Genomic DNA, 20,423 nt, shown 5'->3' on the forward strand with positions numbered 1-20,423 from the left:
GTCGGGCCGCATGACCCGGGAGGACCTCCGCGCGCGGTGGGGCGTTACAGCTCCACCCAGCACGGAGGTCCTTCTCATGATGGAGACATCGAGTCCCGTCATCGAAGAGCCGGGACCGCTCCGGAGGAGATGATCCGCGGAGCGGTGAAATCCGTGTTGTCCACGTAGTCATGGGCGTCCGTCCAGAATCCCTCCGGCGAGTGCCGCCCTTCCGCGTGCCTCTCCCGCGTACTATCGCGGGGCGATCGTGGATCTCGGCGACGAGGTCGGCCGCGAAGGACGTCCTGCCACTGCCGTCGGCGCCGTCGATCGCCACCAGTCGCCCGTCGGGCGGAAGAGACCTCCGAAGGGTGCCGACGAGTGAACGCATGAAGTCCCCCTGCACTTCATGATGCCGGCTTGTGCGCTTCCTCGTCCCAGAGCGTGCTCATCTCGGCCATGGCGCGCGTCATAATGGCCAGCATCGCCGCATGCGCATCGGCAGAGTTGCCGCGCTGGATCGCACTGGCCACATCCACGTGCATCTGCAGGGCTTCCTCGTGGGGGTGCTGCGGCATCAGCCCGTAATGGGTGCGGCCGGTCAGGACTTCCGCAATAAGAGAGTCCAGCATCCCGAACATCTCATTGCCCGAGCTTACGAGCACGAGGCGGTGGAACTCGATGTCGAGCTGCAGGAACAGGTCGGTGTCTCCGTTGCGCCCGGCTTCCCAGAGCTTCCCCGAGAGCCCCACCAGCTCGCTTGCGCTGGACAGTGGCGCCCGCAGCGCCGCCAGCGAGGCGGCCTGAGGCTCGACGGCGGTGCGCAGTTCCGTCAGCGACCGCAGCTGGGCCACGCGGCCGTGCGATGCCAGCCGCCACCTGATGACCTGCGGGTCATAGAGATTCCACTCGGACGCAGGCCGGACCTGCACCCCCACGCGCCGACGCGACGCCACCATGCCCATCGACGCCAGGACCCGCAGGGCCTCGCGCACCACCGAACGCGACACGCCGAACCGTTCCTCGAGCTCGTCGATCCGGACGATGGATCCGCTCGCCATCTCCCCGCTGCACATGGCCACACCGAGTCGGTCGACCGTTGTGGCATGCAGGTCGAGGGAGGGAGGAAGTCCAAGGCCAGTCCCCGGCCTTTCGGCTGGCGAGGGCGAGAGGTTCATGGAGTGAGCGTAGCAAGGTCAGATCTGTCGAACCCGAAGGGTTCAAAAGTATGACTTATGACACTACTGTGATGTCTTACAGCAGATCTAACGCGCATCCAGTCCCAGCGCCTCTGCCCGGAGGCGCTCCTCAATGAAGAGAAGTGGAGAAAACGTGGAACGCAAAAACGCACGCGTCCTCGCGATGACGGTACTGACGACCGTCCTGGCCGGAGGATCACTGGCAGCCTGTAGCAGCGGAGGTGGGGGCGGGGAAGGCGATGCCGGATCCGAGACGGTCCGCGTCACCCTCGCCAACCATGTCTGGACCGACGCCATCGTCGAAGCGATCCCCCAGTTCGAGGAGGAAACCGGACTGACCGTCGAAGTGACCCAGCTCGGGGAGGACCAGCTGTCGGCGCAGTACAACGTGCAGCTCAACGCCGGGACCGACGAGATCGACGTCATGATGTATCGGCCGCTGCAGGAGGGCAAGCTGTTCGCGCAGAACGGGTACCTCGCGGATCTCACCGAGCGCGTCAGTTCCAACCCCGACTGGGAGTGGGACGATTTCCAGGAGGGTCCCGTGGACTCCACCACCTTCGAGGACCAGGTGGTCGGGGTTCCCACCATCACGGAGCGCGAGGTCCTCTACTACCGCAAGGATCTCCTCGAGAAGGCCGGACTCGAGGTACCCGAGACGCTCGAGGAGCTGGAAGCGGCCGCCAAGCTGATCAAGGAGCAGAATCCGGACATCGCCGGCTTCGTCGCGCGCACGGGCAAATCGCCCGCCGTGACACAGTTCTCCAGCTTCCTGTACGGGTTCGGCGGCGACTTCATCGACGAGGAGGGCCACTCCGCCGTCGCATCACCCGAGGCCAAGGAGGCATACGCCTATTACGGCCGCATGATCAACGACTACGGACCCGCGAACGTGAGCACCGACATGAGCTGGCCCGAAGCAATGGCCATCTTCACCCAGGGTGGCGCGGCGTTCTACACCGAGGCGGACAGCCTTTACCAGAACGCCACCGACCCCGCGAACTCACAGGTGGCCGAGACGGTGGGCTTCGCGCCCATGCCGGCGGGTCCTGCCGGATCCAAGCCCTACAACGTCCCCTCGTGGGGTCTCGGCATCAACGAGGCATCCGGGAACCAGGACAACGCGTGGAAGTTCATCGAATGGGCCACGAGCAAGGACATGGTGATGCAGATCCAGCAGGAGGGTGTGCCCGGCCCCCGCAACTCGGTCTGGCAGGACCCTGCCGGCACCGAGACCTACCCGGCTGACCTCGCCGCCGCTATCGAGGTGAGCGCCGAGAACGGCGTGGGACACGACCGTCCGCTCGTCATCAACGTCGGCGAGGCTCGCGAGATCGTCGGCGACCCGATCGTCGTCGGCATCACGGACGGCGACGTCGACGCTGCGGCGGACTCGGCCGACGAGGCGTTCCAGCAGTTCCTCGACGACGAGCGCGAATAGCGTCACCTGCCGACTGTCGTCGTCGCCGGATACGGCGGCGGCGACGGCCGGCGCCCAGCACCTTCCCCTAGTCGACATCCCCGAGGACGTGGATCATGGCAGTCGCCGCACTTCCCCCCAAGAAAATCCCGCAGAAACAGAACGCGTGGAAGGCCTACTCCGACTGGGCCAACGAGCACCGCAAGTGGTTGTTCGCCGCCCCGGCCATGATCTTCGTCGCGGTCCTCATCGTGTTCCCCCTGGGCTGGACGCTCTACCTCAGCCTCACCGACGCCTCCGGCTCCGTCCGCGCAGAGTCCGACTTCATCGGATTCGCCAACTATGCCGAGGTCCTCACGGACACCGACCGCTTCTGGCCCGCCGTCGCCCGGACGTTCATCTTCACGTCGGTCGCCCTGGCCGTCCAGCTGGTCCTCGGCATGGCGATCGCCCTGCTGCTCTGGCGCCCGTTCAAGGGTGAGAAGTGGGTGCGCGTCGCGATCCTCCTGCCCCTCGTCGCCACTCCGGTGGCCGTCGGCATGATGTGGCGGCTGATCTTCGACCCCAACATCGGCTTCGCCAACCAGATGCTCGGGTTCGTCGGGATTCCTCCCCAGCCCTGGCTGTCCGGGCAGAACACCGCCCTGCCGACCGTCATCTTCATCGACATCTGGCAATGGACGCCGATGGTCGTCATCATCCTGCTCGCCGGACTCACCTCCCTGTCCGACGAACCGGACGAGGCCGCGAGGATCGACGGCGCTACCGCCTGGCAGCGCTTCCGGTTCATCACCGTCCCCCTGCTCATGCCCACGATCATCGTGGCGATCCTGCTCCGCAGCATCGACGCGCTGAAGACCTTCGACCTCCTGTACGCGACCAAGGGCCGCGGCGGTGGGTCCTTCCACGAGGTCGAGACGCTCAACATCTACGCGTACGGCCTCAGCTTCGATTACAACGACTACGGCCTGTCCTCGACGGTCCTGATCATCTTCTTCCTCATCATCGTCGCCGTGATGTTCGTCCTGACCCGCCGCCGGAAGGAAGTCCAGAAATGAGTCTCGCCGAACCTGCGGTGATCCAGCCGAACTCCGATCGGGCGGCGCTCTCGGGTGCCAGGACCCGGCGCCGGAAGCCCTTCCGCTCCCGCGCCTACAAGGTGTTCCGCGTGGTGGCCCTCATCACCGTGGTGGCCGCCTTCATCGCGCCGCTCGTGTGGATGTTCCTCGCCTCGCTCAAGACGAACGTGGACATCTACGATGCGTCCAAGACGCTCGTCTTCACCCCGACCACAGCCAACTACGAGACCGTCCTCGGTCGGAACAACTACCTGTCGTTCGTCTTCAACAGCTTCTGGGTCGCGTTCGCCTCGACCGCTCTGTCCCTCATCATCGGCATCCCTGCCGCCTATTCGATGAGCCGGTTCGTGATGCGGCGCTCTGCGCTCGTGGTCCTCATGGCCCGGATCATCCCCGGGGTGAGCCTGCTCGTTCCCTGGTACTACGTGTTCTCGAACCTCTCGATGGTCGGCGGCTACAGCGTCCTGATCCTGTCCCACATGTTCGTGGCGCTTCCGCTGATCGTCTACATCCTCATGTCCTACTACGACTCGATGCCCCTCGAACTGGAGGAAGCGGCGCGAGTGGACGGGCTGACCCACATCGGTGCGTTCCTCAGGGTCACCTTGCCGCTGTCCGTCGGCGGCATCGCCACCGCGAGTATCCTGGCGTTCATCTTCTCCTGGAACAACTTCATGTTCGCGCTCGTCCTGTCCGGCGCCGACACGAAGACGCTCCCGGTGGCCATCTTCAATTTCGTGGCCTACGCGAGCATCGACTGGGGAGGACTCATGGCGGCATCCGTCGTCGTGACCATCCCCATCATGGTCATCGCCCTGTTCACCCAGAAATACATCGTGTCCGGGCTGACCGCCGGCGCCACGAAGGGATAGGGCGTGGACAACGGCCGGCCTCCCGTCATCGTGGTGATGGGGGTCCAGGGGTGCGGCAAGAGCACGCTCGGCTCGATGCTCGCGGACCGGTTCGGCATCCCCTTCGTCGACGGCGACGACCTCCACCCCGCACGCAACCGGGCGCTCATGTCCGCGGGGACCGCCCTGTCCGACGACGATCGCCTGCCCTGGCTCCGCGCGGTCGGGCAACGACTCTCGGAGGGCACCCCAGGCGGGATCGTCGTCGCCTGTTCCGCCCTCAAGCGGACCTACCGCGACCTGTTGCGCGAGTACGCGCCCGGCGTCGTCTTCGTGCACCCGTACGGACCGCAGGACCTCATCGCCGCACGAATCTCGCTGCGCGAACACGAGTACATGCCGCCATCCCTCCTCGACTCGCAGTACCTCACCCTCGAGCACCTCGACGACGGGGAGAACGGGATCGTCCTCGACGTCGGGGCGCCTCCGCAGGACCTCGTCGCGGACGTCGCGATCTTCATCAACGAAAGCAGGATGCGTGCGTATCACCAGGATTGAGACCTTCCTCGTCCCGCCCCGCTGGCTGTTCGTCCGCGTGGAGACGGACACGGGAATCGTCGGCTGGGGAGAACCCGTCGTGGAAGGACGCTCGGAGACCGTCAGGACCGCCGTCGACCAGTTGTCGGAACTGCTGATCGGCGCTGATCCGCTCCGGATCGAGGACCACTGGCAGGTCATGACCAAGGGATCCTTCTACCGGGGAGGAGCCATCCTGGCCAGTGCGGTCGCGGGACTTGATCAGGCCCTGTGGGACATTTCCGGCAAATCCCTCGGGGTGCCCGTCCATCAACTCCTCGGCGGGCACGTCCGGGACCGTATCCGCATGTACGGCTGGATCGGAGGCGATGAGCCGGCCGAGATCGCCGATGCCGTCGCCGCCCAGATGGCGGTCGGACTGACTGCGGTCAAGATGAACGCCAGCGGGCGGATGAGCCCCATAGCCAGCGTCGCCGAGATCGACGACGTCGTGCAGCGCGTAGCGGCCGCCCGCGAGGTCCTGGGTCCCCACCGGGACGTCGCCGTCGACTTCCACGGCCGCTTCACCCTCGCCAACACGCGGAGGGTGGCCCCGCTTCTCGAACAGTTCCACCCCCTGTTCCTCGAGGAACCCACCGTCCCGGAGAACTCGCACCTGATCGGAGGGCTGGCACGCTCCACGTCGATCCCGATCGCAACCGGGGAGCGGCTCTACAACCGGCAGGAATTCCTGCCGGTCCTGCAGGCCGGCATCGCGGTGGCTCAGCCCGACCTCTCCCATGCCGGCGGTATCACGGAGGTGCGCAAGATCGCCTCCCTCGCCGAGATCTACGACGTGCAGCTCGCCCCGCACTGCCCGCTCGGCCCGCTGGCGCTCGCGGCCTGCCTGCAGGTCGGGTTCGCCACCCCGAACTTCCTCATCCAGGAGCAGAGCATCGGGATCCATTACAACCGGGGTGCGGAGGTGCTCGACTACGTTCTGGACAAGACACCCCTCAGGTTCATCGACGGCTCCGTAGAACGTCTCACCGGCCCGGGGCTCGGCATCGACATCGACGAAGCCGCCGTCCGGCGCGCCGACAAGAGCGGCCACGCGTGGCGCTCCCCCGTCTGGCGGCACGACGACGGCGCATTCGCGGAATGGTAAGGAAAGGACCCCCTATGGACACCTCCAGCTTCCTGGACGGACTCCGGAGCTCCCGCCTCCTGGCGATCATCCGGGGCACCGACCCCGACGCCTGCCTTCGTGCAGCCATGACACTGATGGACGAGGGCGTCCGGTACCTCGAGGTCTCCCTGACCTCGACCGATGCCGTGGACGTCATCGCGCGCATCGTGAAGCAGGCGGACGGTCGTGCCCACATCGGGGCGGGAACAGTCCTCACCGCTGACGACGTCCGACGGGTTGCCGGTGCCGGCGCCGAATTCGTCGTCACGCCGGCGTCCAGCCCCTCGCTCGCCGCCGCTACCGAAGCCGGGCTCCCGGTCCTCGCCGGGGCACTGACGCCCTCCGAGGCGTTCGCGGCGATGGACCAGGGCGCCGCGGCGGTCAAACTGTTCCCCGCCTCCCTCGGGGGACCGGGTTACCTCGCGGCACTCCGTGACCCCCTTCCCGACATCCCGTTCGTGCCCGTCGGAGGCGTCGATGAAGAGGCTGCAGTCGCCTACCTCGAGAAGGGTGCGCTTGCCGTCGGAGTCGGCTCACCCCTGATCGGCGATGCTGCAACGGGCGGGAACCTCGACGCCCTGCGCCTCCGCGCCCAACGCTTCCTCATCGCGGTGAAGGGCGCGGTTCCGTGACCTCGCAGACCGTGGATGTCCTCACCTTCGGCGAGACCATGGGTTCCATCCGCACCCCGCGTCCACTGCGGATGGGCGGAGCGATGGCGATGTCGCTCGGTGGTGCCGAGACGAACGTCGCGATCGGGCTGGCGCGCCTGGGCCACTCGGTCCGGTGGGCCGGGCGCCTGGGCGACGACGGCATCGGGCAGTACGCGCTCCGAACCCTTCGCGGGGAGGGCGTTCTGACCGACGCCGTGTCCATCGACCCCGGGCGTCCGACCGGTCTGATGATCCTGGAGTCGCAGGGCGCAGGCGTCTCACAGGCCGCCTACTACCGATCCGGTTCTGCCGCATCAGCAATGGGGCACGACGACCTCGACGGCGCCGTACGGTCCGGAAGTCGCATCCTGCATCTCACGGGCATCACTCCTGCTCTGTCCGACAGTGCGGCCGCCGCCAGTCTGGCTGCCGTCCGCCAGGCCCGGGCCGCCGGGATCACGGTGTCCTTCGATGTGAACTACCGCTCGAAGCTCTGGGGGAAGGACGATGCCTCGGAGGTCCTGGCACGACTCGCGGCCTACGCCGATCTCGTCATCGCGTCGGAGGACGAACTGCTCCTGCTCGGTCCGTCGGGCTGCGGCGAGGAGGACGCGGTGCAGCATCTGGGCGGGCTGGGCGTGCAGGAGGTCGTCGTGAAGCGGGGCGCCGCGGGCGCGACGGGGTGGGACCTCGCTGGGGGTACCCCGAGCTCCGTCGAGCACCGGGACGCGCTGGACGTGCCCGTCGTCGACACGGTGGGTGCCGGTGATGCCTTCACCGCCGGCTACCTGTCGGCATCCCTGGACGGGCGACCGCTGGGCCAACGCCTCGACCGCGGTGTGGCGCTCGGGGCTTTCGCCGTCTCCGACAGCACCGACTGGGAGTGCCTCCCGACCAGGAAAGAACTGGCCCTGCTGGGCCAGCCGTCCGGAACAACAATCCGCTAGTCAGAAGGACGACCATGAAGATCCGTTCCGCAGAAGTCATCGTGTCCAGTCCGGACCGCAACTTCGTCACCCTGAAGATCACTACGGACGAGGGCCTGACGGGACTCGGCGACGCCACCCTGAACGGCAGGGAGCTGGCCGCGGCCTCCTACCTCGAGAACCATGTGGTGCCACTGCTCATCGGGCGCGACGCCCACCAGATCGAAGACACCTGGCAGTTCCTCTATCGCGGATCCTACTGGCGGCGCGGACCAGTGACGATGGCGGCGATCGCCGCGGTCGACGTCGCTCTCTGGGACATCAAGGCGAAGGCAGCCGGCATGCCGCTCTACCAGCTCCTGGGCGGGGCGAGCCGGACCGCGGTGCGGGCCTACGGTCACGCGAGCGGTCGGGACATACCGGAGATCATCGACTCGGTGCACGAGCACCTCGAGCTCGGCTACAAGTCCATCCGCATCCAGACCGCAGTGCCAGGCATCGACGCGGTGTACGGTGTGGCCGCCCAGCCCACGTCGGGCGGCGCCCGGTACGACTACGAGCCGGCCCAGCGCGCGGCGCTGCCCGCCGAGGAGGACTGGGACACACGAGCGTATCTCCGCCACATTCCCACCGTCTTCGAAGCGGTCCGCAACGAGTTCGGACCCGACCTGCCGCTTCTCCACGACGGGCACCACCGGATGACTCCCATCGAGGCGGCCCGTCTCGGCAAGTCACTCGAGCCCTTCGATCTCTTCTGGCTCGAGGACTGCACGCCCGCCGAGAACCAGGCCGCCCTCAGGCTCGTCCGGCAGCACACCACCACTCCCCTGGCCATCGGCGAAGTCTTCAACACCGTATGGGACTACCAGACGCTCATCCAGGAACAGCTCATCGACTACGTCCGTTCCGCCGTGACCCACACCGGCGGAATCAGTGCGATGAAGAAGATCCTCGACTTCGCCGCCCAGTACCAGATCAAGTCGGGCATCCATGGTCCGACGGATATCTCTCCGGTGGGCATGGCGGCCGCACTGCATCTCGATCTGGCCATCCACAACTTCGGAATCCAGGAGTACATGCGCCACGGTGACCTGACGAACACGGTCTTCGAGCAGTCGTTCACCTTCTCCGACGGCCACCTGCATCCCGGCGACCAGCCGGGTCTGGGCGTGGAACTGAACATGGAGGCGGCGGCGATGCACCCTTACACGCCCGCCTACCTCCCCTTCAACCGGCTGAAGGACGGGACGATCCACGACTGGTGACGGAGGACGAAAGCCTCTGATCACAGCCATGGTCCCGATCGAGGATCAAGCCCGCCCCTGAGGATCGGGTCAGAGGACGCTGCGGTACACCCCGAGGGTCGTCTCGGCGATCGAGCCCCAGTCGAAGTGCCGTTCCGCGCGCCGGCGACCCGCGGCGCCCATGGCCGATGCCCGCGCAGGATCGCCCACGAGGGCATTCAGCGCGGCGGCGAAGTCCTGGACGAACCGTTCCGGGTCCAGGGGCGTCCCGGTGCCGTCCTGCACCTGGTCGAGGGGCACGAGGGTGCCGGTCACGCCGTCGTCGATCACTTCCGGGATGCCACCGGTCGCCGACGCGACGACGGCGGCGCCGCAGGCCATCGCCTCGAGGTTGACGATCCCGAGCGGCTCATAGATGGACGGGCACGCGAAGACGGTGGCGTGGCTCAGGATCTGCACGACGTCCCGGCGCGGGAGCATCTTCTCGATGAGCACCACCGAGCCGCGCTCCTCCCGCAGCGCGGAGATGAGCACCTCGGTCTCCGCGGCCAGTTCGGGCGTGTCCGCGGCTCCGAGGCAGAGCACGAGCTGGACGTCCGGCGGCAGGTGCGCGGCCGCACGGAGCAGATACGGGACGCCCTTCTGCCGCGTGTTGCGCCCTACGAAGACCACGCTCGGGCGGTCGGGGTCGATCCCGTGGGCGCGGAGGGCGTCGTCGTCCTCGTCGCGGGACCACTGGGCGACGTCGATCCCGTTGTGGACCACGTGGACCTTGCCGGGGTCGACGTCGGGGTAGCTCCGGAGGATGTCCGCCCGCATACCCGCGGACACGGCGATGACGGCGGCCGCCGCCTCGTAGGACGTCTTCTCCACCCAGGAGGACACCGCGTAGCCGCCGCCGAGCTGCTCGGCCTTCCACGGGCGCAACGGCTCGAGGCTGTGCGCGCTGAGCACGTGCGGGATGCCGTGCAGGAGCGACACCAGGTGCCCTGCCATGTTGGCGTACCAGGTGTGGGAGTGGACGAGGTCCGCGCCCGCCATCGCGTCCAGCATCTGCAGGTCCGTGCCGAGGGTCTGGACGGCAGGGTTGGCTGCGACGAGGCCCTCCGGCACGCCGTAGGAGAGCACGGAGGCACCGTGGTACTCGGCCGGCCGGGGCGCCCCGAACGCGTGGACCCGGAGGTCGACCTGCGGGGCGAGGACCCTGCTGAGCTCGGCGACGTGCACCCCCGCGCCACCGTAGATCTCGGGCGGGAACTCCTTGGTCACAATGTCTACTCGCACCCACCCAACGTAGTGCAGTGTGTCCCCTGTCCTCTAGTGTGAAGAGACCGGAAGGGTTCCGGTGTGTGTACCAACGCTGATCGACCACCCATCGAGCAGACAGAACACTCAACGAAGAGCGGGGGGTCTGAAGTGGCACCGAAGAAAGTACTGGCCGTGGTCCTGGCGGGCGGGGAAGGCAAGCGCCTGATGCCGCTCACGGCGGACCGGGCCAAGCCGGCCGTACCGTTCGCGGGCAGCTATCGGCTCATCGACTTCGCACTGTCGAATCTGGTCAACTCCGGCTACCTCCAGATCGTGGTGCTGACGCAGTACAAGTCGCACAGCCTGGACCGGCACATCTCGGAGACGTGGCGGATGTCCACGCAGCTCCAGCAGTACATCGCCTCCGTCCCCGCGCAGCAGCGCCGGGGCAAGAGCTGGTTCCTCGGCAGCGCGAACGCGATCTACCAGTCACTGAACCTGATCCACGACGCCCGGCCGGACATCGTCGTCGTGATCGGCGCGGACCACGTGTACCGGATGGACTTCGAACAGATGGTCGACGCCCATGTGAAGAGCGGGGCCTCGGTCAGCGTCGCAGCCGTCCGCCAGCCGATGGACCTCGTCGACCAGTTCGGCGTCATCGAGGTGGACCAGGACGATCCCGGGCGCATCGCCGCGTTCGTCGAGAAGCCGAAGACCACCCCCGGCCTCCCGGACGATCCCAACAGCTTCCTCGCCTCCATGGGCAACTACGTCTTCACCACCGACGCCCTGCTGAAGGCCCTCGAGGACGACGCCGCGCGGCTGGACACCAACCACGACATGGGCGGGGACATCATCCCCTACTTCGTGGAACGCAACGACGCCGCGGTCTACGACTTCACAACCAACGACATCGCCGGCTCCACCGACCGCGACCGCCAGTACTGGCGCGACGTGGGCACCATGGACTCGTACTACGACGCCAACATGGACCTCATCTCACCCCTGCCGCTGTTCAACCTGTACAACCTGCAGTGGCCCATCTACACGCGGCAGAGCGTCTCCCCGCCGGCCAAGTTCGTGCGCAGCGCCTCCGGGCGGTCCGGCGAGGCCCACGACTCGATCGTCTCCGCCGGTGTCGTCGTCTCCGGCGGTGCCGTGAACAGCTCCGTCATCGCGACCGACGTGTTCGTCGACGAAGCCGCCGAGGTGACCGGCAGCGTGCTCCTCGACAAGGTCAATGTCGGCGCCGGGGCCGTGGTGCGCCGGGCCATCATCGACAAGAACGTGCGGATCCCCGCCGGCGCGAGGATCGGCGTCGACCCCGACCTGGACCGCAGCCGCGGCTTTGCCGTCACGGACTCGGGGCTCACGATCGTCAGCAAGAACCAGGTCATCACACCGGACTGATCGACCCTCAGTCCCGACGGACGACGCCCCCGGCAGCCGCCGGGGGCGTCGTCGTCCGCCGCTCCCCCGCGGCGGCGCGGCAGCCCCGTGATTGAATGACCGGATGGAGAACGAGAACCTGACCCGGGACGAGGCTTCCGCCCGCTCGGCGCTGTTGCGGACCGAGAGCTACACCGTCCACCTGGATCTCTCCCAGGCCCGGGACGCCGCCTGCGCCACGTACCCCACGACGACGACGGTGGTGTTCTCCTGCCGGGAGGCGGGGGCGTCCACGTTCCTCGACTTCATCGGGGAGGTCACCGGTCTCGAGGTGAACGGGGAGGTGCTCGACCCGGCCGCGGCGCGCGACGGCGCCCGCGTGCGGCTGCACGACCTCGCCGAACACAACACGGTGTCGGTCACGGGCCGCGCCCGCTACAGCACCAGCGGGGAGGGACTCCACCGGTTCGTCGACCCCGCCGACGGCGAAACCTACCTGTACACGCAGTACGAGCCGGCGGACGCACGCCGGGTCTTCGCGACCTTCGAACAGCCGGACCTGAAGGCCACGTTCACGTTCAGCGTCGTCGCGCCCGCCGACTGGACGGTCGCCTCCAACGGAGCGCAGACCGTCGTCGAACCGCAGGCCGACGCACCGGACGGTGCGCCGACGACCCGCTGGACGTTCGCGCCCACGCGACGCATCTCCACCTACATCACCACCGTGCTGGCGGGCCCCTACCACCGGGAGACCGATACCTGGACCGGGACGGCGGGCACGGCCGGCGAGGCCCTCGAGGTGCCGCTGGCCCTGTACTGCCGCCGCTCCCTGGCCCCGTCCTTCGACGCCGCCGAGATCTTCGACACGACCCGGCGCGGACTGGACTTCTTCCACGACCTGTTCGATTACCCGTACCCCTTCGGCAAGTACGACCAGGCGTTCGTCCCCGAGTACAACCTGGGGGCGATGGAGAACCCCGGGCTCGTGACCTTCACCGAGAACTACGTGTTCCGGTCCGCGGCCACGGAGGCCCAGCGCGAGGCCAGGGCCAACACGATCCTGCACGAGATGGCGCACATGTGGTTCGGCGACCTCGTGACGATGTCCTGGTGGGACGACCTCTGGCTCAAAGAGTCCTTCGCCGACTACATGGGAGCCCTCGCGGTGGCGGAGGCCACCCGCTGGAGCACGTCCTGGGTGAGTTTCGCGAACCGCCGGAAATCATGGGCCTACGTGCAGGACCAGCTCCCGACGACGCACCCGATCGTCGCTGACATCCCCGACCTCGAGGCCGCCAAGCAGAACTTCGACGGGATCACTTATGCGAAGGGCGCCTCCGTGCTCAAGCAGCTCGTGGCGTTCGTGGGCCGCGAGGACTTCATCAGCGCCGCCCGCCAGTACTTCCGGAAGCACGAGTACGGGAACACGACGCTCGCCGACCTGCTCGACGTGCTGGCCGTCGCGACGGGCCAGGACCTCGCCGCGTGGTCACGCTCCTGGCTCCGGACCTCCGGCGTCCCCGCCCTCACCGCAGAGGTCACGGTCGACGACGGCATCCTCACCGGGGTCACGATCGTCCAGACCGCCGTGGATCCGGTGACCGGCCGGGACGAGCCCCGGCCGCACCGCATCCGGGTGGGCCTGTACTCCTTCGACAGCGAAGGGTGGCTCGTGCGGACGCGGGCGGAGGCCGTGAAGGTCGACGCCGGCCGGACGGACGTGCCCGTGCTCGTCGGGGTCACCCAGCCGGACCTGCTGCTGGTCAATGACGACGACCTGACCTACGCGTTGCTCTCCTTCGACGAGCGGTCCCTCGCCACGCTCCTGACCTCGATCCACCGGATTCAGGACCCCCTGGCCCGGGCCACGTGCCTCACGGCCCTGTGGTCCAGCGTGCGGGACGCGCGCCTTCCGGTCGGCTCCTACCTGTCCGCCGTGATGCTCGCCGCCCCGACGGAGAGCGGCGTGGGCGTGCTGCAGGTCCTGCTGGCCAACGCCGGCACCGCGATCGAGCGCTTCGCCCCTGCCGCGGAGCGCCCGGCGCTCCGCGACCGGCTGAGCGATGTCCTGGCGGAGGGCCTGCGCGCCGCGGCGCCGGGATCCGACCTGCAGCTCGCCTGGGCGAGGGCCCTGGCCATCACCTCCCGCACTGCCGGGCGGGCCGCCGACGTCGTGCGTGCCGTGCTCGACGGCGACGAGCGGATCGACGGCCTGGCCCTCGACGCCGACCTCCGCTGGTTCCTCCTGCAGGGGCTCGCAGCGCAGCAGCGCGTCCTGCCCGGGGAGCTGGAGGCCGAGCGGGCGGCGGACCCGACGGCGTCGGGCCGGGTGCGCTTCACCCTCGCCTCCGCCGCGCTTCCCGACGCGGCCATCAAGAAGGCCACGTGGGGCGAAGCCGTGCACGGCGACCGGCTGTCCAACGACCTGCTCAGCGCGGCGATCGAGGGCTTCACACTCGGCCCGCACGAGCTCCTGGACCAGTACCGCGAGCCCTACTTCGAGGCGCTCCGCGGCGTCTGGGCAGGCCGGGGCATCGAGATGGCGACCAGGATCGTGCGGGGCCTGTTCCCGGGACACCAGGACCTGGACGGCGAGCCCGGACGGCACCCGGTGGTCCTGCGGACCGATGCGTGGCTGGACGGGAACCGCGACGCCCCGGCGGCCCTGCGCCGCATCGTCGTCGAGGAACGCGACCATCTCCTGCGGTCACTGCGGGCGCAGGCTCAGGGCACCCGGTAGAGCCAGTCCTCGGTGCCGAACTTGGTCTCCACCAGGTCCCCGGCGCGGCGGAGGTCGTCCTCGGAGAGGGAGCCCTCCACGGCGCCGTAGCGTTCGCGGAAGGTGTCCATCATGACGCCGATGATCTCCTCGCGGGCCAGTCCGGTCTGGCGGCGGAGGGGGTCCACGCGCTTCTTGGCGCTCGTCGTCCCCTTGTCCGACATCTTCTCCCGGCCGATGCGCAGCACCTCGAGCATCTTGTCGGCGTCGATGTCGTAGCTCATGGTCACGTGGTGCAGCATCCCGCCGTTGGCGAGGCGCTTCTGGGCCGCGCCGCCGATCTTGCCGACCTCCGTGGCGATGTCGTTCAGGGGCTGGTACCAGGCCCTGATGCCGAGTCGCTGGAGGGCCTCCATGACCCACGCATCGAGGAACGGATAGGAGTCGGCGAAACTCATGCCGTCCACGAGGGACTGCGGCACGTAGAGGGAGTAGGTGATGGCGTTGCCGTGCTCCATGAACATCGCCCCGCCGCCGCTGATCCTCCGCACCACGGTGACCCCGTGCCGGTCGGCGCCTGCCGGGTCCACCTCGTTGCGCACCGACTGGAAGCTGCCGATCACCACCGACGGCGCCTGCCACTCCCAGAAGCGCAGGGTCGGGTTGCGGGAGCCCGCGCCGACGTCTCGCGTGAGGACCTCGTCCATCGCGACGTGCGTGGCCGTGGGCAGCGGTGTGGGAGGGATGATCTCCCACTGGTGGTCCGCGAAGCTCGAGGCGCGCCCCAGGGCGCGGCGCACCGCGGTGGCGATGGCGGCCGGAGAAAACCCGAAGAGCACGGCCGAGGGGTCGAGGCGCTGGGTGATCGCGGCCGCGAGCTCACCGGGCGCCGTGTCCGCGGGGAGGCCCTCCAGGGCTGCGTTGATGTCGAGCAGCGCCTCGTCGGGTTCGAGGAAGAAGTCCCCGTTGACCGAGACATGCGTGAGGCGCCCGCCCTGCACGGAAAGGTCCACCGCGGTGAGCTTGCCGCCCGGGGTCTTGAATTCGCCGTGCAGGCGCTCTGCGTCCGGTGTGTGTGCCTGGTCCATGGGTGCCTTCCTGGTGTGCGTTAACCCAGAAGAAGCCACGCCGGATGGGCGTGGCTTCTTCGCCGGACCGGAGGTCCGTTGCGCGGGAGGAGCTGGATTACTTCTTGGTGCCGAAGCCCTTGAAGCGGGCGTTGAAGCGCTCCACTCGGCCGGCGGAGTCCATGATGCGCTGCTTGCCCGTGTAGAACGGGTGGGACTCCGAGGAGATCTCGACCTCGATGAGGGGGTAGGTGTTGCCGTCTTCCCACTCGATGGTCTTGGGCGAACCGACCGTCGACTTGGTCAGGAACGCCTTGTCGGAGGCCAGGTCGCGGAATACGACCGACTGGTACTTGGGGTGGATATCAGACTTCACAGGACTACCTTCTCTGGTTGCCTGGATTTTGCCAGGCACGGGAACTTGAAAGGATGGCGACAGCGCCAGCTGTCCATACTAGCGCAGGAGCACCGGCGAGGCTAAAGCGCGGGCCGCGCGCCATCGTCGTACCGGCACTCCCAGAAGGCCACCGCCGCGGCCGCGGCGACGTTCAGCGAATCCACGCCGCCGTACATGGGGATGGTCAGGGCGATGTCAGCCTCCACGAGTGCGGCGTCGCTCAGCCCGTCCCCCTCGGTGCCGAGCAGGAGGGCGAGCCGCTCGTGACTCCGCGCAGGGAACGCACCGAGCGGGACCGACCCGGGACCCAGGGCGAGGGCGGCGAGGGTGAAGCCTGCGGCGCGGACGGCGGCGAGGTCCCCGGGCCAGGAGCCGAGTCTGGCCCAGGGGACCTGGAAGACGCTGCCCATGCTGACCCGCACGGCCCTCCGGTAGAGCGGATCCGCACTGCGGGGGCTGAGCAGCACGGCGTCGACGCCGAGCGCGGCAGCGGAGCGGAAGACCGCTCCCAGGTTCGTGTGGTCCACCATGTCCTCGATGATCGCGACGCGCCGGGCGGCGCCCAGCAGGTCGCCGAGGGGCCGGGGTGCAGGCCTGTGCATCGCGGCGAGGGCACCCCGGTGGAGATGGAAGCCCGTGATGGCCTCGAGCGTGGCATCGGGGGCGACGAACGCGGGCACGGACGGGAAACGTGCGACGACGTCCGCGAGGTCGGGAAGCCACTTGGGCGCCAGGAGGAAGGACCGCGGGACGTGTCCGGCGTCGATGGCGCGCCGGAGCACCTTCGAGCTCTCCGCGATGTAGAGCCCCTCCGCGGGTTCCTTGGCGAGGCGCAGCTGGACGTCGGTGAGGTTGCGGTAGTCCGCGAGCCGGGGGTCGTCGGCCGCGTCGAGGGGGACGACGGGCATCAGGGAGCAGGCCGGGACGTGCGAGGGACCGTGCGGCAGGTCACGCCCGCGCAACGGCGCTGTAGCGGCCGTTCTCCTCGGTCACCTTGAGGGCGACGTCGAACGCGCCGCTCAGGTTCTCCTCGGTCAGCACGTCCCCGATGGGTCCGGTGGCGACGACGACGCCGTCACGCAGCAGCAGCGCGTGCGTGAAGCCCGGCGGGACCTCCTCGAGGTGGTGGGTCACGAGCACCATGGCCGGTGCCGCGGGATCGCGCGCGAACTCGGTCAGGCGGCGCACGAGGTCCTCGCGCCCGGCGAGGTCGAGGCCGGCCGCCGGCTCGTCGAGGAGCAGGAGTTCCGGGTCCGCCATGAGCGCGCGGGCGATCTGGACGCGCTTGCGCTCGCCTTCGCTGAGGGAGCCGAACGGGCGGTTCATGAAGCGGGACATGCCCCATGTGTCGAGCAGGAAGAAGGCGCGGCGCTCGTCGAGGCGCTCGTACTGCTCGCGCCACCGCCCCGTGACCCCGTACGACGCGGTCACGACGACGTTCAGGACGGTCTCGTGATCAGGGACCTGGGTGGCCAGGGCTGCCGACGCGAGGCCGATGCGCGGTCGCAGGTCGAAGACGTCGACCGCCCCCATGACCTCGTCCAGGATCCCGACGACGCCACGGGTGGGGTGGAGCCGGGCCCCGGCGAGCTGCAGGAGGGTGGTCTTGCCCGCTCCGTTGGGGCCCATGACCACCCAGCGCTCACCCTCATGAACCTGCCAGTCGATCCCATCGAGCAGGGTCTTGCCACCCCTGACGAGGCTTACTCCCGCCAGTTCCAGAACGTCACTCATGGTCCTAGACACTAGGCTAAGGAGCGGCCCCGTGGCGAAACCACGGAACTGCCTCCGATTCCCGTGTCCTCCGCGTGGGGGCGGGACGGCCGGGCCCGCCTGCCGGCTTCCGCCGCGGGCAGGACGCCACGGGCAGGAGTTCCGGGCGGGACCTCACGAAACGACGGACGCCGGCACCGGCGCGGACAAGGAGCGGCAGCATGCGCGACACGGCACGGGTGGTCGCCTATGCAGGACGGCTCGACGACGCACAGCGGGAGGACCTGCTCGTGGCCCTGCGAGGGCTCGGCGCCCGGGTGACGGACACCTCCTCCGCCAGGACCCCGACCTACGCGGTGCTGACCCTCGACGTCGAGCTCGACGCCCCCGCGCCGGAACTGCGCGCCGGCCTGTCCCGGTGGACGGCTGCCTCCGGGATCGGCGCCGCCCTGGTACCGGCGACCATCTACTCCCCCGGGCCGAAACTGCTGATCATGGACGTCGACTCGACGCTCATCCGGCAGGAGGTCATCGAACTGCTCGCCGCGCACGCGGGCCGTGAGGCGGAGGTCGCGGCCGTGACCGAGGCGGCCATGCGGGGCGAACTCGACTTCGCGCAGTCCCTCCACCACCGGGTCCGCGCGCTGGAGGGGCTCCCCGCCGCCGTGATCGGCGAGGTCGTGGACCACGTCCTGCTGAGCGACGGCGCCGAGGACCTCGTGTCGGCGTACCTCGCCGCGGGCCACCGCGTCGGCGTCGTCTCCGGCGGCTTCTCGCAGGTCCTGGCTCCCCTCGCCGAACGACTCCGCCTGTCCTTCGCGAAGGCGAACGACCTCGAGATCCTCGACGGGTCGCTGACCGGGAAGGTGGCGGGCGCCGTCGTCGACCGTCGTGAGAAGGAGCGCACCCTGCGCTCCGAGGCGGAGCGCGCCGGCGTCCCGGTCGAGGCCGTGATCGCCGTCGGCGACGGGGCGAACGACCTCGACATGCTCGGGGCAGCGGGACTCGGGGTGGCGTTCAACGCGAAACCGGCCGTCCGTGCGACGGCGGACGTCGCCCTGGACCTTCCGGACCTCGACGTCGTCCGCCACTTCGCAGGACTGTGACCGTCCCCGGCCCGGTGGGTCAGCTCTTGGCGAGGAAGTCCTCGGCGCCGCCCACGTACTCGGTGTGGCCCGTCGGGACATCCGCCGTGACCATCCGGACGATCTCGGTCGCGAACTCGGCGACCGAGTACAGGCGGCCCGCCTCCCGGCGGCGTGCCTCGATGGCCCCGGGGGTTGCGCGGTCCAGCAGCGTCGCCGTGACGGTGCCCTCGATCATGTCGCCGGACACGACGACGAGGGAGATCCCCTTCTCGTCGAGCTGAGGGACGCGGGCGCGCAGGGCGTCCTCGCCCGCACGCTTGCTGCGGGCGACGGGCTCGTAGGCGTCCATCGTCTCCACCTTCTCGATGAAGTGCGCCTGGTGGCTCGTGATGAAGACCACGCGCGAGCCCGCGGGCATCACCTCCGTGGCGGCCTCGAGCATGGCCACCTGCGCGTCGCGATTGAGCTTCAGCGCGTAGTCCTCCCCCAGGCCCGTCTCCATGCCGCCGGACGCGTTGAGGACCAGCAGGTTCAGCCCGCCGAACGTCGAGACCGCGGCATCGACCAGCGCTGCCGGGCCCTCGGGCGCCGTCAGGTCCGCGCCGACCGCGACGGCCCGGCCGCCTGCCGCCTCGATCCCGGCGACCACCTTGTTCGCGCGCGGCGCCTTCTGGCGGTAGTTCACGACGACGGCGGCACCCTGCGTGGCGAGCTGCTGCGCGACGTCGGCGCCGATGCCGCGGGACGATCCGGTGACGATTGCTGTGGTTCCCTCGAGGGTGGCCATGGTGCTCCTTCTGGTGGGCGGTGTAAGCGGTGTAAGTGGGGGGATGACGGCCGGTGGTGCCTAGTGGCCCATGCCGAGTCCGCCGTCCACGGGGATGACGGCACCGGAGATGTACCCGGCGGCGTCGCCGGCCAGGAAGGACACCACACCTGCCACCTCGTCGGGCGACGCGAAGCGGCCGGCTGGGATCGTGGCCAGGTAGCTCTTGCGCGTGTCCTCGGGCAACTCGGCCGTCATGTCGGTATCGATGAACCCCGGGGCGACGACATTGGCCGTGATGCCCCGGGAGCCGAGCTCACGCGTCAGGGAGCGGGCGATACCGACCAGCCCGGCCTTCGAGGCGGAATAGTTGATCTGGCCCGGCGCCCCGTAGAGGCCCGTGACGCTCGAGATCAGGATGACGCGGCCGCGCCGTAGGCGGATCATGCCGCGCGAGGCCCGCTTGACGACGCGGAACGCTCCGGTGAGGTTCGTGTCGATGACGTCCGTGAAATCGCTCTCCGTCATCCTCATGAGCAGGGTGTCGCGGGTGATGCCGGCGTTGGCGACCAGCACCTCCACCGGCCCGTGCTCGGCTTCGACCTGCGTGAACGCGGCGTCGATCTGTTCCTCGCTGGTGACGTCGGCGCGTACACCGAGCATTCCCTCGGGAATCTCACCACTTCGGTAGGTGATGGCAACCTTGTCGCCGTTGGCTACGAATACCTTGGCGATGGCAAGGCCGATCCCACGGTTTCCTCCGGTTACGAGGACGCTGCGGCCGGTCGCCGTCGTAGCGGTATCTGCATCACGTGCCAAGGGGGTAACTCCTCTGTCTGCGGACCGAAGAAGGTCCACGTTGTTCCTGCCGACCACCACGGGGTCGCTCCGGACGGGCGTTCCGGCCCGATCGGAGCTCCTCGTGGCCGTCGGTCGGGCTGTCCCGACGATCCTAGCGGCGCATCCCTCGACTTCGG

General features: G+C 68.7%; 19 protein-coding genes. 11 read left to right on the top strand and 8 right to left on the bottom strand.

The window, feature by feature from the left end:
* Positions 1-386 precede the first annotated feature (386 nt).
* Positions 387-1,157: a FadR/GntR family transcriptional regulator gene (locus ACX80F_RS08030; RefSeq protein WP_459335857.1), complete on the bottom strand. Its 771-nt coding sequence runs from the start codon at positions 1,155-1,157 to the stop codon at positions 387-389.
* Between the two features lie 154 nt (positions 1,158-1,311).
* Between ACX80F_RS08030 and ACX80F_RS08035 the strand changes: the two genes are divergently transcribed.
* The 8 genes from ACX80F_RS08035 (at position 1,312) to manD (ending at position 9,077) form a co-directional block, all read left to right on the top strand.
* Positions 1,312-2,619, top strand: a complete 1,308-nt coding sequence (locus ACX80F_RS08035) for an ABC transporter substrate-binding protein (RefSeq protein WP_459335858.1) — start codon at positions 1,312-1,314, stop codon at positions 2,617-2,619.
* 95 nt (positions 2,620-2,714) lie between these two features.
* Positions 2,715-3,656, top strand: a complete 942-nt coding sequence (locus ACX80F_RS08040; RefSeq protein WP_459335859.1) for a carbohydrate ABC transporter permease — start codon at positions 2,715-2,717, stop codon at positions 3,654-3,656.
* Entirely contained in the window at positions 3,653-4,549 is an 897-nt protein-coding gene (locus ACX80F_RS08045) for a carbohydrate ABC transporter permease (RefSeq protein ID WP_459335860.1), read from the top strand. The genes ACX80F_RS08040 and ACX80F_RS08045 overlap by 4 nt, the downstream gene beginning before the upstream one ends.
* Before the next feature lie 3 nt (positions 4,550-4,552).
* A complete protein-coding gene (locus tag ACX80F_RS08050; RefSeq protein WP_459335861.1) occupies positions 4,553-5,086 on the top strand; it encodes a gluconokinase in 534 nt (177 codons plus the stop codon).
* Entirely contained in the window at positions 5,067-6,212 is a 1,146-nt protein-coding gene (dgoD, locus tag ACX80F_RS08055) for a galactonate dehydratase (protein ID WP_459335862.1), read from the top strand. Before ACX80F_RS08050 ends, dgoD begins: the two co-directional genes overlap by 20 nt.
* A gap of 14 nt (positions 6,213-6,226) precedes the next feature.
* Positions 6,227-6,865 carry a bifunctional 4-hydroxy-2-oxoglutarate aldolase/2-dehydro-3-deoxy-phosphogluconate aldolase gene (locus tag ACX80F_RS08060; RefSeq protein ID WP_459335863.1) on the top strand — a complete coding sequence of 213 codons (639 nt, stop codon included), beginning with the start codon at positions 6,227-6,229 and terminating at the stop codon, positions 6,863-6,865.
* Positions 6,862-7,833 (top strand): sugar kinase, encoded by a 972-nt coding sequence (locus tag ACX80F_RS08065; RefSeq protein ID WP_459335864.1) that lies wholly within the window; start codon positions 6,862-6,864, stop codon positions 7,831-7,833. Before ACX80F_RS08060 ends, ACX80F_RS08065 begins: the two co-directional genes overlap by 4 nt.
* 14 nt (positions 7,834-7,847) lie before the next feature.
* Positions 7,848-9,077: a D-mannonate dehydratase ManD gene (gene manD / locus ACX80F_RS08070; protein ID WP_459335865.1), complete on the top strand. Its 1,230-nt coding sequence runs from the start codon at positions 7,848-7,850 to the stop codon at positions 9,075-9,077.
* 69 nt (positions 9,078-9,146) lie between these two features.
* Here manD and glgA read toward each other — a convergent pair whose 3' ends face one another.
* Positions 9,147-10,340, bottom strand: a complete 1,194-nt coding sequence (gene glgA, locus ACX80F_RS08075) for a glycogen synthase (RefSeq protein ID WP_459335866.1) — start codon at positions 10,338-10,340, stop codon at positions 9,147-9,149.
* Positions 10,341-10,472: 132 nt separating this feature from the next.
* Here glgA and glgC point away from each other — a divergent pair, with 132 nt between their 5' ends.
* The gene (gene glgC / locus ACX80F_RS08080; protein ID WP_459335867.1) at positions 10,473-11,717 is read left to right on the top strand and encodes a glucose-1-phosphate adenylyltransferase; all 1,245 of its coding nucleotides are present in this window, start codon (positions 10,473-10,475) and stop codon (positions 11,715-11,717) included.
* A gap of 103 nt (positions 11,718-11,820) precedes the next feature.
* Entirely contained in the window at positions 11,821-14,436 is a 2,616-nt protein-coding gene (pepN, locus tag ACX80F_RS08085) for an aminopeptidase N (protein WP_459335868.1), read from the top strand.
* Here pepN and ACX80F_RS08090 read toward each other — a convergent pair.
* The 4 genes from ACX80F_RS08090 to ACX80F_RS08105 all read right to left on the bottom strand — a co-directional run bounded on the left by ACX80F_RS08090 (position 14,421) and on the right by ACX80F_RS08105 (position 17,613).
* Entirely contained in the window at positions 14,421-15,503 is a 1,083-nt protein-coding gene (locus tag ACX80F_RS08090) for a lipoate--protein ligase family protein (RefSeq protein WP_459335869.1), read from the bottom strand. The genes pepN and ACX80F_RS08090 overlap by 16 nt on opposite strands.
* A 97-nt stretch (positions 15,504-15,600) precedes the next feature.
* Positions 15,601-15,858, bottom strand: coding sequence for a type B 50S ribosomal protein L31 (locus tag ACX80F_RS08095; RefSeq protein ID WP_043445237.1), 258 nt, complete (start codon positions 15,856-15,858; stop codon positions 15,601-15,603).
* Between the two features lie 101 nt (positions 15,859-15,959).
* Positions 15,960-16,787 carry a TrmH family RNA methyltransferase gene (locus tag ACX80F_RS08100; RefSeq protein ID WP_459335870.1) on the bottom strand — a complete coding sequence of 276 codons (828 nt, stop codon included), beginning with the start codon at positions 16,785-16,787 and terminating at the stop codon, positions 15,960-15,962.
* Positions 16,788-16,827: 40 nt separating this feature from the next.
* Positions 16,828-17,613 (bottom strand): ABC transporter ATP-binding protein, encoded by a 786-nt coding sequence (locus tag ACX80F_RS08105; protein WP_459335871.1) that lies wholly within the window; start codon positions 17,611-17,613, stop codon positions 16,828-16,830.
* Between the two features lie 200 nt (positions 17,614-17,813).
* Between ACX80F_RS08105 and serB the strand changes: the two genes are divergently transcribed.
* The gene (gene serB, locus ACX80F_RS08110; protein WP_459335872.1) at positions 17,814-18,698 is read left to right on the top strand and encodes a phosphoserine phosphatase SerB; all 885 of its coding nucleotides are present in this window, start codon (positions 17,814-17,816) and stop codon (positions 18,696-18,698) included.
* Between the two features lie 19 nt (positions 18,699-18,717).
* Here the strand turns inward: serB and ACX80F_RS08115 are convergent, their stop codons facing one another.
* A complete protein-coding gene (locus tag ACX80F_RS08115) occupies positions 18,718-19,467 on the bottom strand; it encodes an SDR family oxidoreductase (protein WP_459335873.1) in 750 nt (249 codons plus the stop codon).
* Between the two features lie 60 nt (positions 19,468-19,527).
* Positions 19,528-20,265 (bottom strand): 3-oxoacyl-ACP reductase FabG, encoded by a 738-nt coding sequence (fabG, locus tag ACX80F_RS08120; protein ID WP_459335874.1) that lies wholly within the window; start codon positions 20,263-20,265, stop codon positions 19,528-19,530.
* Positions 20,266-20,423: the final 158 nt, after the last annotated feature.

It is taken from the genome of Arthrobacter sp. TMS2-4, assembly GCF_054511075.1.

Excerpts from the sequence above, each read along its gene's own strand:
- ACX80F_RS08030 (WP_459335857.1), bottom strand. The coding sequence starts at position 1,157 with ATGAACCTCTCGCCCTCGCCAGCCGAAAGGCCGGGGACTGGCCTTGGA.
- ACX80F_RS08040 (WP_459335859.1), top strand. The coding sequence starts at position 2,715 with ATGGCAGTCGCCGCACTTCCCCCCAAGAAAATCCCGCAGAAACAGAAC.
- ACX80F_RS08045 (WP_459335860.1), top strand. The coding sequence starts at position 3,653 with ATGAGTCTCGCCGAACCTGCGGTGATCCAGCCGAACTCCGATCGGGCG.
- ACX80F_RS08060 (WP_459335863.1), top strand. The coding sequence starts at position 6,227 with ATGGACACCTCCAGCTTCCTGGACGGACTCCGGAGCTCCCGCCTCCTG.
- manD (WP_459335865.1), top strand. The coding sequence starts at position 7,848 with ATGAAGATCCGTTCCGCAGAAGTCATCGTGTCCAGTCCGGACCGCAAC.
- pepN (WP_459335868.1), top strand. The coding sequence starts at position 11,821 with ATGGAGAACGAGAACCTGACCCGGGACGAGGCTTCCGCCCGCTCGGCG.
- ACX80F_RS08090 (WP_459335869.1), bottom strand. The coding sequence starts at position 15,503 with ATGGACCAGGCACACACACCGGACGCAGAGCGCCTGCACGGCGAATTC.
- ACX80F_RS08100 (WP_459335870.1), bottom strand. The coding sequence starts at position 16,787 with ATGCCCGTCGTCCCCCTCGACGCGGCCGACGACCCCCGGCTCGCGGAC.
- ACX80F_RS08105 (WP_459335871.1), bottom strand. The coding sequence starts at position 17,613 with ATGAGTGACGTTCTGGAACTGGCGGGAGTAAGCCTCGTCAGGGGTGGC.
- serB (WP_459335872.1), top strand. The coding sequence starts at position 17,814 with ATGCGCGACACGGCACGGGTGGTCGCCTATGCAGGACGGCTCGACGAC.
- ACX80F_RS08115 (WP_459335873.1), bottom strand. The coding sequence starts at position 19,467 with ATGGCCACCCTCGAGGGAACCACAGCAATCGTCACCGGATCGTCCCGC.